Genomic DNA, 12490 nt, shown 5'->3' with positions numbered 1-12490 from the left:
ATCATCAGCCCAGGCAGTTAGGGCAGCGACTCGAACAATTGTCGAGTCAGGCATGGCGTCGCCACCATCGCTGTCACGAATGTCGTCGATCTGGTGCGAAACGCGATCATGGGCGCCGTAGCGCGCCCCACGGGAGCGGCGGATCTTGCACCGGCAATCCGAGTCTCCATATGTTGATCTCATGGGACTCTTCGACAAGCTGACCGGAACCAAGCGCCCCGCGGACGGTGTAAGCCCGCGATCCGCCGCAGAGGTTCATGGTGCTCTGCTCAGCCTCAATCGCGATGACGTCCCGTACATCGTCAGGGACGGCCGTGAGGAAGGCGCTGACCTGGTGGCCGAGTGGCGCATCCTGGACCCGGCCTGGCAGACGTTCTTCGTCCGCACACAGGTGAGTCGGGTGTTCCAGGTCCGTATGCGCCTGGTCCAGGAGAAGAACGAAGTCCGCTGTCTCGACCAGCAGTACGAGGTCACGTGGGACGGCGACACCCCGAGGCCGGCCATCGCGGCCGAGGCCCAACGTGGCCAGGTGCAGACGGTCTCGAAGCGCTGGACGCTCGGCGGGGGCGAAGACGGTGGCCTCGAAGCGACCGAGACGTTCAGCTTCGACAGCTCCGACCTGAAGAGCCCTCTGCAGGACACCGTCCTGGGCGCGGGGTGGACCTGGCGCGGAGTCATCACCGGCAAGCTGTGAGGCCCGACGGGTGACGGTTCACGAGAGCGGACACCGCCGACCGCACGCGGTGCGGCGTCGGTCAGCGGATCGGTTGTCCGATGCCCAGGAGGTTGCCCTCGCTGTCGTGGAACCAGGCGCCGTACTCGCCCGTGGCGAGCTTGGTCGGGTAGTTCCCCTGGATCTCGGCGATGCCGTCGACGGTTCTCATGGCAGGGAGGTCGACGTCCTCGAAGACCACGCCCCGCCGTTCGAGCTCGTCGACGACGGCACGGAGGTCGTCGACCTCGAAGGCCATCTGGGTGAAGGTGCCCGGGGACGCCCCCGCGGATGCGAAGAGAGCGAAGTCCGCGTCCCCGCAGCGGTACAGCAGGCCGCCGGGGCGTTCGTCGATGGGTTCGAGGTCGAGCTTTTCCGCGTAGAAGCGTCGGGCTCTGTCCAGGTCCTGGGCGGGGAGTCTGGTGGCCACGCCGGCGCTGTCGAGGATGCCCATGGTGTCTCCCTGGTTGCCGGCGCAGGCACGTGAGGTCGGGGGTCCGTCGTACGACGGTCGCGGCGGACACGCGTGTCGCCACCCGTTCGCTACGCCGTTTCGATATTCCGTCCATGAGCCTATTGCGACCCCTGCGACCTGTGGGAATGGCACGACGGTAGTACGACGCGCATTCGCCCGGTCATTTCGCAGCAGTAATTTGATCACAAGAACTGATTGCCTTTCCTCCTGAGCGCGGCGTCCTCGTCGGGGCAACGAGTCCTGACCCGCGCCCGTCGGAGGGTGGTGAAATGCGTACTGCACGTCTTCTCGCCGGTAGTGCCTTGGCCATGGTTGCCCTTGGTATCTCGGCTCCCGCAGCAGTGGCCGAAGGGTCCGAAGTCAGCGTCAGTCCCGAGGTGGGTTACCCGGGTTCGACCATCACCGTCAGTACGTCGATCTGTGCGTCGGACGCGACGTACGCCAAGGGCCAGTCGGAGGCCGGCGGCCAGATCAATCTGGTCGAGAGCGGCCGCGAGGGCGAGTTGGAGGGCAACTTCACCGTTCCGGCCAACGCCAAGGAAGGGACCTACGCCATTACGGTCAAGTGCCCTCCCGGGGTCCGTGTCGACACCGAGTTCGAGGTCGCCCGTCGCCCCAGTGGAGCGGTGAGCGGCGGGTTCGGTGGAGCCGACGGGCTGAACAGCACGGAGGTGGCCATCGGTGCCGCGCTGATCCTCACCGCGACGGCAGGCGGTCTGCTGACGATGCGGCGCCGTCACGGCAGCGAACCGGCCGCCTGAGCGCCGGCGGCTCCGGCCGTCGCCAACCGCCCCTCCGTACATCGAGACCGAAGCCCGGACCGCTATGGGACGCACGCAGACTCCGCCCTCCAGGTCGACCTGGGCTCTCGGCATCACGCTGTTCGTCGGCATCGGTCTGGTGATCCATGGGCTGAGCGGCGAGACGGCTCCCCAGCCGTCCGCCGCCCAGGCCTATGCCTCACCCGCGGCCGGTGAACCGGGGCCGAAACGGCCCGCCCCCGTCGCCAAGGCGCCCAAGGGCCCGCCCGGGTCCCGCCCGCGTTCCGTTCCGGTCAGGCTGCGCATCCCCGCCATCCGGGTCGACGCGCCCATGATGAATCTCGCGCTGAACAAGAGCGGCGCGCTGGAGGTCCCGCCTGCCGACAAGGCCGGGTTCGCCGGCTGGTACTCCAAGGGTCCCGCGCCGGGCGAGAGCGGCGCGGCCATCGTGGCCGGGCACGTCGACACCCCCACCGGACGTGCCGTCTTCTTCCGGCTCGGCGCCCTGACCAAGGGAAGCGCCATCGAGATCACACGCCTGGACGGGCGGACGGCCTTCTTCACCGTCGACGCCGTCGAGGTCTACGCGAAGCGCACGTTCCCGAACCAGAAGGTGTACGGAAACGCCGCCGCCCCTCAGTTGCGGATCATCACGTGCGGTGGCGGCTACCGCAAGAAGGCCGGCTACCTCGGCAACGTCGTCGTCTACGCGACGCTGAAGCGTACGTCGTGACACCCCTCACCTCCCTCCGCATAGAGTCCTCGGGGAACAGTGGAGGGGCAGCCGTGATCGTCATCCCGATGACCACCGCTCACGCGGAGCAGGTCCTCGACATCTACCGGCTCGGCATCGACGAAGGCGACGCCACCTTCGAGACCCGGGCGCCGGCCTGGTCCGACTTCGACGCCGCCAGACTGACGGACCATCGGTTCGTCGCGCTGCGAGCCGAGGGCTCCGGCGCCAGAACGGGAGCGGGGGTGGGAGCCGAGGCGGGGACCGAAGCCGGAGCCCGTGCCGGGAAGGTGCTCGGCTGGGTCGCCGTCTCGAAGGTCTCCGACCGGTGCGCCTACGTCGGCGTCGTCGAGCATTCGGTGTACGTCCACCCGGCCGCCCGCGGACAGGGCGTCGCCCGCGCCCTGCTCGACAGGCTCGTCGTCTCCACCGAGGCCGCGGGCATCTGGACCATCCAGTCGGGCATCTTCCCCGAGAACACCGCCAGCCTGACCCTCCATCAACGCGCCGGGTTCCGCGTCATCGGTACGCGTGAACGCATCGGCCGCCATCACGGCGTCTGGCGCGACGTCGTCCTCGTCGAGCGGCGCAGCCCGAACATCGTGTAACCCCTTCGGGCCGGCCACCAGGTCGTTCATGAACTTGAACAAGCTTCATGGGTACGAACTATTGAGCATGCCGAAGCGCCAATGATAGGCGTAAGGGAAGACGCCACTCCCCCGCCACCGCACCCGCGGTCAGTCATGCCTGGAGGCGCACCCGATGACGCAGCCCAAGACGCCCAAGACGCCCATGACACGCAGGAATTTCGGCCGTCTCGCCGCCGCACCCGTACTCCTCGGCGCACTGTCGGGGCTGCCGTCCGGTCCGGCGCAGGCAGCCGAAGCGCCCGCCACACGTACGCGTCCCGCCGCCGGCACCCAGGGCGTCCGGCGCGCGATGAGACGTGCCGCCGTTTTCATGGATGAACATGTCTCGTATCGCGGCGGATACGTGTGGAGCTATCTGCCCGATCTGTCGACCATCTGGGGCGAGATGGAGGCCAGGCGCACCATGTGCTGGGTCCAGCCGCCCGGGACACCCACCGTCGGGCACAGCCTGCTCGACGCGTACCACGCGACCGGCGACGAGGCGTTCTACCGCGCGGCGGAGCGCACCGGGCTCGCGCTGGTCCGGGCGCAACTGCCCATCGGCGGCTGGAACTACATCCACGACTTCGCCGGCGAGTCGTCGCTGCGCGAGTGGTACGCCACGATCGGCGCCAACGGCTGGCGGCTGGAGGAGTTCCAGCACTACTACGGCAACGCCACCTTCGACGACGCCGGCACCTCCACGGCGGCGCAGCTGATCCTGCGGCTGTACGTGGAGCGCGGGCACCCCGCGTTCAAGGCCTCCCTGAACCGCGTGATCGACTTCCTGCTCAGGGCACAGCTGCGGGGCGGCCCGGCGGACGGCGGCTGGCCGCAGCGCTTCCCCGCCTTCTCGGGCTCGGTCGGTGAGACGCCCTGGCCCGACGACCGGCCGTCCTGGCTGCCCGCCGATGTCGGGCACGGCATGGAGGACGGCGACTACACCCGGCACGTCACCTTCAACGACGACGTACTGGGCGAGAACATCAAGTTCCTGCTCATGTGCGCCTCGGCGCTGGGGCGGCGGGACCTGACCCGTCCCGTGCTGCGTGCCATGGCCTGTCTGCACCGGCTGCAGCAGCCCGGACCGCAGGCGGGCTGGGGGCTCCAGCATCTCGCCCACGCCGTGAACGGCCGCCCCGCCGGCGCCCCGGCCGGGGCACGCTCCTACGAACCACGGGCGCTGACCACCCACACCACCCAGACCAACATCCGCCAGCTCTTCCACTACTTCCGGCTGACCGGCGACCACGCCTATCTGCGCCGGGTGCCGGAGGCCATCGCCTGGCTGGAGAGCTGCCCGCTCAGCAGCGAACAGAAGCAGGAGAACCCGCTGCTGAGGAACAGCACCCATCCCACCTTCGTGGAACTGGGCAGCAACCGCGCACGCTTCGTCCACCGCTTCGGGTCGAACATCCGCAACGGCGCCTACTACTACGACCACGACCACCGGAACACGCTCAGCCACTACTCCGGCGGCCGCTCGGTCGACATCGCCGGTCTGAGGTCGACGTACGACGAGCTGATGGCCATGAGCCGCGCCGAGGTCGCGGAGCTGCGCGCCAGGTCCCCGCTCGCGCCCGGGCGGCCGTACGCACTCCCCCGGTACTTCGGCATCCGCGATCTCGAACTGACCGACCTCTTCCGGGAGGCGCCGCTGCCCCTGCCCGACGTGACGGACGCGCAGGCGGACGCGCTCGTGGTCGGTCTCGGCGCCAAGGACCACTGGCTCGGCCCCATCGGCACCACGACCAACCCGTACCGGGGTCCCGCTCCCGCGACCCCGTACGACGGCACGGCCTTCATGAGCAAGCACGTGGGCGACACCTACGACACCTCCCCCTACAACCCCAGCGATCCTCCGGCGGAGCCGCCGTACGAGCCGCGCGAGAGCGCCGAGGGGATCACGACCTCCACCTACACCGGCAACATGGCGAAGCTCATCGCCTACGTCGCCGCGTCGTGAAGCGCCACGTCGTGAAGCGCCGCGGCGTGACCCGGCGCAGCGTGAACCGGCGTGCCGTGAACGGGTTTCGTCGCCTTGAGTGAGTACATCAGCGGGATACGGGGACGGTCCGCCGGGAAGCGGAAGCAGCCGTCCTCGTGCCGCTTCAGCGCGCCGAAGCGTTCGAACAGCGTGACGTCGTGCTCGTGGAGGAAGTCGATGCGCAGACCGGCCGCGGCGACGGCCGAGACGACTTCGCCGATCGGGTGCTGCCACTCGACACTGCGGTTGTGGACGGTCCGCGCGTCGAAGTCCGCGTACGTGCCCGGCGACTCGTCCACCCAGGCGTCACGGGCGAAGTAGTCGTGCGTGACGTGTGAGCCCGTGGCGTCGTCGAGGCTGTCGGTCAGCGGGTGGAACTCGGCGAGATAGAGGAATCCGCCCGGGGCGACGAGCGCGGCGGCGGTCTCGGCCCAGCGGACGATGTCGGGGAGCCAGTTCAGCGCGCCGATGCCGGTGTAGACGATGTCGTACGAGGAGTCGGGCACGGACTCCGTGGCGTCGTACACGTCGGCTGCGACGAAGGCGGCCCGGTCGGGGCCGAGGCCGGCGTCGGCGGCGAGCGAGCGCGCGGCGTCGACGGCCGGCTCGGAGAAGTCGAGGCCGACGACGTGCGCGGCGCCGCGGCGGGCCCACGAGAGGGTGTCCAGGCCTATGTGGCACTGGAGGTGGAGGAGGGAGCGGCCGGTGACGTCGCCGACCTCGGCCGTCTCGAAGTCGCGCAGCGAGTCCTTGCCGGCACGGAACGAGTCGAGGTCGTAGAAGTCGCCCGCGAGGTGGATCGGGACCCGTTCGTCCCAGCGGGAACGGTTCGCCTCCCGCCAGTCCGGAGGGGGTGGAGGGTACATGTCGCGGAGGTTATCCACAGGCTGCGGACGACGCGAACGATTTGTGGGCGGGGCGGCGCAGAATGGTGGGCATGACTGAGATCACCGAATCCACGGCGTCCGAGGCGCCCACCACCGTGCCCGTGGCCGTGCCCGCGGACATGCCGGCCTGGGAGCAGCGGTTCCGGGCGCCCCGCGTCTCGCTGCCCGACTGGGCGGAGGACGCCCCGCACCGCTCCCTCTTCGTTTCGAACGCGACGGGGACGTACGAGCTGTATGCGTGGGACCGCGCGACGGGCGAACAGCGCCAGGTGACCGACCGGCCGAACGGGACGACGGACGGGATACTCACACCCGACGGCGAGTGGATCTGGTGGTTCTCGGACAAGGACGGGGACGAGTTCGGGGTCTGGATGCGGCAGCCGTTCGGCGGCGGGCAGGACGAGCCCGCCGCGCCCGGGCTCGACGCCTCCTACAGCGCGGGGCTGGCGCTCGGCCGGGACGGCACGGCCGTGGTGGGCCGCTCGACCGACGAGGACGGCACGACGATCCATGTCGTGCCCCCCGGCTCCGACCCGGTCGAGATCTACCGGCACCGGGAGTCGGCGGGCGTGGGCGACCTCTCGCACGACGGGTCGCTGATCGCGATAGAGCACACCGAGCACGGCGACGCGATGCACTCGGCACTGCGCGTCGTCCGGCTGGACGGCTCGACGGTGTCCGAGATGGACGACACCGAGGGCGGTTCGGTGGAGCTGGGGCTGGAGGTCCTCGGCTTCGCCCCGGTCGAGGGCGACACCCGGCTGCTGGTGGGCCACCAGCGACGCGGACGCTGGGAGCCCATGCTGTGGGACGTGGCGTCCGGCGAGCAGAGCGATCTGGCGATCGACCTGCCGGGCGATGTGAGTGCCGAGTGGTATCCGGACGGCTCCGCGCTGCTGATCGCGCACACCTTCGAGGCGCGCAGTGAGCTGTGGCGCTTCACCCCGGCGACGCGCGAGCTGACCCGGGTGGAGACCCCGGCGGGGTCGGTCTCGGGCGCGACGGCGCGGCCGGACGGCACGGTGGAGTACCTGTGGTCGTCCGCGGCGCAGCCGCCGAAGGTCCGCTCCACGGCGGGCCGCGAGGTGCTGGACCCGCCGGGGATGAAGGCGCCCGGGTCGGTCGACGTGGAGGACGTGTGGGTGGACGGGCCCGGCGGCCGTATCCACGCGCTGGTGCAGCGGCCGGCCGGAGAGGGCCCGTTCCCGACGGTCTTCGAGATCCACGGCGGTCCGACATGGCACGACAGCGACTCCTTCGCGGCCGGGCCCGCGGCCTGGGTGGACCACGGCTATGCGGTGGTGCGGGTCAACTACCGGGGGTCGACCGGGTACGGGCGGGAGTGGACGGACGCCCTCAAGCACCGGGTCGGGCTGATCGAGCTGGAGGACATCGCGGCGGTCCGGGAGTGGGCCGTGTCCTCCGGGGTGGCCGACCCGGCGAAGCTGATCCTGGCGGGCGGCTCATGGGGCGGCTATCTCACCCTCCTCGGGCTCGGTACGCAGCCGGAGGCATGGGCACTGGGACTGGCCGCGGTGCCCGTCGCGGACTACGTCACGGCGTACCACGACGAGATGGAGGCGTTGAAGGCGATGGACCGGACCCTCCTCGGAGGCACACCGGAGGAGGTGCCGGAGCGGTACGAGGCCTCGTCCCCGCTGACGTATGTGGACGCGGTCACCGCCCCGGTCTACATCTCGGCCGGCGTCAACGACCCGCGCTGCCCGATCCGCCAGGTCGAGAACTACGTGGACCGCCTCGCGGCCCGCGGCGCCGACCACGAGGTGTACCGGTACGACGCGGGCCACGGCTCGCTGGTGGTGGAGGAACGGATCAAGCAGGTGCGCCTCGAGCTGGACTTCGCCGAGAGGCATCTGCGCTAGGCCGTGTCCCGGCGAGGGCCGGGACCCGGCAGCGAGGAGGGGAGGAGCGTTCCGTACCGTGGAGGGGTGTACCGGTTCCTGCTGACGCCCCGCTGGTGGGGCATCAATGCGTTCGTCGCGCTGGCGATCCCCTTCTGCATCTTCATGGGGACCTGGCAGCTCGGCCGGTTCGAGGCCCGCGTCGACACGCACCAGGAAGCCGAGCGGCGCCCGGACGCGGCGAAGCAGGGCGCGGCGCCGCTCGATGACCTGCTGCCCGTCGACAAGGACACATCAGGCAGGCACGCCACGGCCAGCGGGCGGTACGGGAAGCAGTTCCTGGTGCCGGGCCGCGAGCTGAACGGTGAGCGCGGGTCGTATGTGCTGACGCTGCTGCGCACCGACGGCGGCAAGGCCCTGCCCGTCGTACGGGGCTGGCTGCCCACCGGGGCGAAGGCACCGGCGGCTCCGGTCGGCGAGGTGACGGTCACCGGCGCGCTGCAGGCCTCGGAGACACAGAACAGCGACGGGGTGCACACCGCGGGCGGGCTGCCGAGCGGTCAGCTCGGCATGATCAGCGCGGCCTCACTGGTGAATCTCGTGCCGGACGACGTGTACGACGGGTGGATCACCCTGTCCACGGCGCCGGAGGGGATGCGGCCGGTGCCGGCGGCGGCGCCGCAGGGCAGCGCGCTCGACCTCAAGGCGTTCCAGAACCTGGGCTACACGCTGGAGTGGTTCGCCTTCGCCGGCTTCGTGCTGTTCATGTGGTTCCGCTTCGTGCGGCGCGAGGCGGAAGCCGCCAAGGACGAGGCGCTGGGTCTCGACCCGGCCTGATCCCCTCTCAGCCCCGCACCCGGCGTCCGAGCACCCGGCCCGGCAGCCCCTACCCAGGACCCGCCCGCACCCGGCGTCCGGCACCGGGCACCCGGCACCGGCACCGGCACCCGGCGGCTAGGGGGCGCTGAGGATGCCCGTGCGGTAGATCGTGCCGGCGCACGCGTTCGGGATCGTGGCCTCGGCGTTCGGGCCGCCCGGTTCCGGGGTGTGGGTCACCGCGATGCTGCCGTCCGCGGTTCCCTCGCCCTCCTCGCCGAGGAGCTGGGCCTCGGTGCTGGTCGTGCCCGCCGCGCCGTCGGTCGTGCCCGAGGAGCCGCCGTCCGAGGGCGAGGGGTCGGGTGAGGGACCGGTCGTGGGACAGGTCTCCGAGGGGACGAAGGCGAACTTCACCTCGTACGCCGCCTCCGGCTTGAGGACCACCGCGCTGATCTCCTCGGACGGGTCGGGGAGTCCGCCCGCCGCGTCTCCGGTGATGTGCGTCACGACATTGATCTTCGTGGGGTCGGCGGCGCCCCTCGGCTGGAAGTTCACGGCGCCGGCCGCGGCGACCGAGCATTCGCTTCCGGAGACATTGGCGATGCGGAACGTGCCGTACACCTTGCCGTCGGCTTCGGGCGCCCCGGCCTGGGCCGAGTTCACACCGAGCTGACCGGCTTCGCAGGCGGGAGTGGAGACGACGGCGCTGTCCGTCGGCGCGGTCGTGCCGCCCGTCGAGTCGCCCGTCGAGTCGGTGCCGGGGGAAGGTGACTCCACCGCCGCGCTCGGAGCGCCCGGAGCGCTGGGCTGCACCCCGGCCGAGTCGCCGTTCCAGACCTCGCCGCCGTCGTCGCTCTCGTCCTCACCGGTGCCGCCCTGGGCCTGTTCGCCGTGGCCGGCGTTCACGGGGAGGTCGTCGAGGCCGCCCGAACTGGCCACATGGACGAACGCGGGGACGGCGGTGCCCAGCAGGATCACCGAGGCCGCGAGGCCGACCAGGGCCTGGCGCTTGCGGGCACGCCGCGCGGGCACCGCCCGGCGCAGATGGTCCAGGGCGCCCTCGGAGGGTTCGAGGTCCACGACCGCGCCGCGGAGCATCCGCCGCAGGGCCAGTTCGTCCTGACCGAGATCGTCCTCACCGAGTGCGTCCTGACCGAGGCCGTCCGAGGCGGACGCGTCCGGCACCGAGACTCCTGACGCTCCGGCAGCGCCCGGGCCCAGCACGTCCCGCAGCAACCGGTCCCGGCCCGGCAGGTGGCCGAACGGGGTGTCCTGGCCGGACGGCCCGCCACCCCGGGGTGTCTCACCCCCGAACCCGTGATCGTCCATTCCGTTCCGCGGCCCGTCGTTCACAATCTCGTTTCCAGTCCGGTCGTTCAACGGCCCGTCCGGCCCGTACCGCTCAGTCGTGTGCTTCTCGTCCCGCGCATCGCGGGACCCGTCGTGTGTATCACGGGACGGATGGTCGTCCCGTCCCTGCTCGTGCCCGCGTTCGTGCCTGGTCATGCCGTGGCCTCCATGGCGACGCGGAGCGCCGCGATGCCCCGTGAGCCGTACGCCTTCACCGAGCCCAGGGATATGCCGAGCGTCTCGGCGACCTGGGCCTCCGTCATGTCCGCGAAGTAGCGGAGCACGAGCACCTCTCGCTGACGCCGCTGGAGCCCCTTCATGGCCTTGATCAGCGCGTCCCGCTCCAGCTGGTCGTACGCGCCCTCCTCGGCGCTCGCCATGTCGGGCATCGGCTTGGAGAGCAGCTTCAGCCCGATGATCCGCCGGCGCAGCGCGGACCGCGACAGATTGACGACCGTCTGCCGCAGATAGGCGAGGGTCTTCTCGGGGTCACGGACGCGGCTGCGCGCCGAGTGGACGCGGATGAAGGCCTCCTGGACGACGTCCTCGCAGGAAGCGGTGTCGTCGAGCAGCAGGGCCGCGAGACCGAGCAGCGACCGGTAGTGGGCACGGTAGGTCTCGGTGAGGAGATCGACTGTGGTGCCCGCCGCCATCGCGTCGTCAGCGCCTTCGCGCTGCGACGGTATGCGGGAGGGGCGAGCAGCGGGCATGGGAGCGATCACCGGCATCCCGCCGCGCGGACCCCTGCCGACGGCAAGGGGAGCGCGGAACGGCCGGACGGGGTGGACGGAAGCGCCGCGGGCCGCAGCCGCGCCGGTGCCCCGGGACGGGAGCACGCCGACGCGGGCCGGGACCACTGCCCTGCCGCGAACGGGGACCACCGCGGTGATGTCGAGAACCTCTGCCACGCCTGTTGGACACGCTGCCCCCCGTCAGGGTTGTACGCGCACACCACCGATACTGACGATGCACCGTATGCCCTCATGCGCACCCGCTTTTCACCAATGCCCCATTTATTGTGGCTTATCGCGGCACCGCGAAGGGACGACCGCATAGACGCTTCCCGCACAGCAACCGGTTGCACAAGGACGGGAATGCATCGTCGAACATGCCATCACCCCACTTCAAGTGGTACGTACCAGCGACTTGATCACAGGGTGCGCACAGATCCTACAAAGTTCTACTACATCGGGGGATCAAAATTCCCGGGCGATGGCCTCGGCGAGCTGGGCGGTGTTCAGCGCGGCACCCTTGCGCAGGTTGTCACCGCACACGAAGAGTTCGAGCACCCGGCTGTCGTCCATGGCCCGCCGGACCCGCCCGACCCAGGTCGGGTCGGTGCCCACTACATCGGCCGGCGTGGGGAATTCACCCGCCGCCGGGTCGTCGAAGAGCACCACGCCCGGCGACGTGGCGAGGATCTCGTGGGCCCGCTCCACCGAGACCTCGCGCTCGAAGCGCGCGTGCACGGAGACCGAGTGGGACGTGACGACCGGCACACGGACGCAGGTCGCGGACACCCGCAGCTCGGGCAGGGAAAGAATCTTGCGGGTCTCGTCCCGGATCGCCAGCTCTTCGGAGGACCAGCCGTCCGCCGCGAGCGCCCCGGACCACGGCACGACGTTGAGCGCCATGGGGGCGGGGAAGGGGCCGACGCCGTCGCCGACGGCACGGCGCACATCGCCGGGAGAGGTGCCCAACTCCGTGCCCGCGACCAGCGCGAGCTGGGTGCGCAGCGCCTCGACGCCGCCCTGCCCGGCCCCACTGACGGCCTGGTACGCGGAGACGACGAGCTCGTCCACGCAGAACTCGGCGTGCAGCGCCCCCACGGTCACGATCATGGCCAGGGTGGTGCACCCGGGGCTCGCGACGATGCCGCGCGGCCGGACCCGCAAGGAGTGCGGGTTGATCTCGGGCACGACGAGAGGAACATCCGGATCCAGCCGGAAAGCGGCTGAATTGTCCACGACCACCGCGCCCTTGGCGGCGGCGATCGGCGCCCACTGGGCGGACACCTCGGCCGGCACCAGGAACAGCGCGACGTCGATTCCCGTCAGCGTCTCCTCGGAGAGCGCGACGACCTCGGTCTCCTCGCCGCGCACGGCCAGCTTGCGGCCGGCCGAACGCGGCGAGGCGATCAGGCGTATCTCACCCCAGACGTCCGCGTGCTGGGACAGGATCTGGAGCATCACCGCACCGACGGCTCCGGTCGCTCCGACGACCGCCAGAGCCGGCTTGCGGTTCATCGCGCGACCACCGGCGCTCGCAGGGCGGCCGC

12 protein-coding genes are annotated in these 12490 nt (G+C 70.7%); 7 read left to right on the top strand and 5 right to left on the bottom strand.

What is annotated here, in order from left to right; all coding sequences use genetic code 11:
* Nucleotides 1-181 precede the first annotated feature (181 nt).
* Nucleotides 182-694 carry a hypothetical protein gene (locus OG766_RS19425; protein WP_266381093.1) on the top strand — a complete coding sequence of 171 codons (513 nt, stop codon included), beginning with the start codon at nt 182-184 and terminating at the stop codon, nt 692-694.
* 61 nt (nt 695-755) lie between these two features.
* Here OG766_RS19425 and OG766_RS19420 read toward each other — a convergent pair whose 3' ends face one another.
* Nucleotides 756-1166: a VOC family protein gene (locus OG766_RS19420; RefSeq protein WP_266381092.1), complete on the bottom strand. Its 411-nt coding sequence runs from the start codon at nt 1164-1166 to the stop codon at nt 756-758.
* A 398-nt stretch (nt 1167-1564) separates the two neighbouring features.
* Between OG766_RS19420 and OG766_RS19415 the strand changes: the two genes are divergently transcribed.
* The 4 genes from OG766_RS19415 (at nt 1565) to OG766_RS19400 (ending at nt 5276) form a co-directional block, all read left to right on the top strand.
* Nucleotides 1565-1948 (top strand): hypothetical protein, encoded by a 384-nt coding sequence (locus OG766_RS19415; RefSeq protein ID WP_266381091.1) that lies wholly within the window; start codon nt 1565-1567, stop codon nt 1946-1948.
* 64 nt (nt 1949-2012) lie between these two features.
* Nucleotides 2013-2681: a class F sortase gene (locus tag OG766_RS19410; RefSeq protein ID WP_266381090.1), complete on the top strand. Its 669-nt coding sequence runs from the start codon at nt 2013-2015 to the stop codon at nt 2679-2681.
* A gap of 68 nt (nt 2682-2749) precedes the next feature.
* Nucleotides 2750-3289 carry a GNAT family N-acetyltransferase gene (locus OG766_RS19405; RefSeq protein WP_266381089.1) on the top strand — a complete coding sequence of 180 codons (540 nt, stop codon included), beginning with the start codon at nt 2750-2752 and terminating at the stop codon, nt 3287-3289.
* A 154-nt stretch (nt 3290-3443) separates the two neighbouring features.
* A complete protein-coding gene (locus tag OG766_RS19400; RefSeq protein ID WP_328725865.1) occupies nt 3444-5276 on the top strand; it encodes a pectate lyase in 1833 nt (610 codons plus the stop codon).
* Here OG766_RS19400 and OG766_RS19395 read toward each other — a convergent pair.
* Complete coding sequence (locus OG766_RS19395; RefSeq protein WP_328725864.1) at nt 5258-6163, bottom strand: class I SAM-dependent methyltransferase; 906 nt, start codon at nt 6161-6163, stop codon at nt 5258-5260. The genes OG766_RS19400 and OG766_RS19395 overlap by 19 nt on opposite strands.
* A 71-nt stretch (nt 6164-6234) precedes the next feature.
* Here OG766_RS19395 and OG766_RS19390 point away from each other — a divergent pair, with 71 nt between their 5' ends.
* Together OG766_RS19390 and OG766_RS19385 are read left to right on the top strand one after the other, a co-directional pair.
* The gene (locus OG766_RS19390) at nt 6235-8067 is read left to right on the top strand and encodes a S9 family peptidase (protein ID WP_266381086.1); all 1833 of its coding nucleotides are present in this window, start codon (nt 6235-6237) and stop codon (nt 8065-8067) included.
* A 66-nt stretch (nt 8068-8133) separates the two neighbouring features.
* Nucleotides 8134-8883, top strand: coding sequence for an SURF1 family protein (locus tag OG766_RS19385; RefSeq protein ID WP_266381085.1), 750 nt, complete (start codon nt 8134-8136; stop codon nt 8881-8883).
* Nucleotides 8884-9000: 117 nt separating this feature from the next.
* On the opposite strand, the gene OG766_RS19380 is transcribed toward OG766_RS19385, so the two are convergent.
* From OG766_RS19380 to OG766_RS19370, 3 genes are all read right to left on the bottom strand, one after another.
* Nucleotides 9001-10047 (bottom strand): hypothetical protein, encoded by a 1047-nt coding sequence (locus tag OG766_RS19380; RefSeq protein WP_328725863.1) that lies wholly within the window; start codon nt 10045-10047, stop codon nt 9001-9003.
* A 317-nt stretch (nt 10048-10364) separates the two neighbouring features.
* Complete coding sequence (locus OG766_RS19375; RefSeq protein ID WP_266381083.1) at nt 10365-11120, bottom strand: SigE family RNA polymerase sigma factor; 756 nt, start codon at nt 11118-11120, stop codon at nt 10365-10367.
* A 288-nt stretch (nt 11121-11408) separates the two neighbouring features.
* Nucleotides 11409-12458 (bottom strand): aspartate-semialdehyde dehydrogenase, encoded by a 1050-nt coding sequence (locus OG766_RS19370; protein ID WP_266381082.1) that lies wholly within the window; start codon nt 12456-12458, stop codon nt 11409-11411.
* Nucleotides 12459-12490: the final 32 nt, after the last annotated feature.

The organism is Streptomyces sp. NBC_00259, assembly GCF_036181745.1.
GTDB lineage: Bacteria > Actinomycetota > Actinomycetes > Streptomycetales > Streptomycetaceae > Streptomyces > Streptomyces pratisoli.
This window is presented reverse-complemented; position numbering and strand designations above follow the sequence as displayed.

Bases quoted from the DNA above. Each gene is read 5' to 3' on its own strand.
- OG766_RS19425 (WP_266381093.1), top strand. From the start codon at position 182: ATGGGACTCTTCGACAAGCTGACCGGAACCAAGCGCCCCGCGGACGGT.
- OG766_RS19420 (WP_266381092.1), bottom strand. From the start codon at position 1,166: ATGGGCATCCTCGACAGCGCCGGCGTGGCCACCAGACTCCCCGCCCAG.
- OG766_RS19410 (WP_266381090.1), top strand. From the start codon at position 2,013: ATGGGACGCACGCAGACTCCGCCCTCCAGGTCGACCTGGGCTCTCGGC.
- OG766_RS19405 (WP_266381089.1), top strand. From the start codon at position 2,750: ATGACCACCGCTCACGCGGAGCAGGTCCTCGACATCTACCGGCTCGGC.
- OG766_RS19400 (WP_328725865.1), top strand. From the start codon at position 3,444: ATGACGCAGCCCAAGACGCCCAAGACGCCCATGACACGCAGGAATTTC.
- OG766_RS19395 (WP_328725864.1), bottom strand. From the start codon at position 6,163: ATGTACCCTCCACCCCCTCCGGACTGGCGGGAGGCGAACCGTTCCCGC.
- OG766_RS19390 (WP_266381086.1), top strand. From the start codon at position 6,235: ATGACTGAGATCACCGAATCCACGGCGTCCGAGGCGCCCACCACCGTG.
- OG766_RS19370 (WP_266381082.1), bottom strand. From the start codon at position 12,458: ATGAACCGCAAGCCGGCTCTGGCGGTCGTCGGAGCGACCGGAGCCGTC.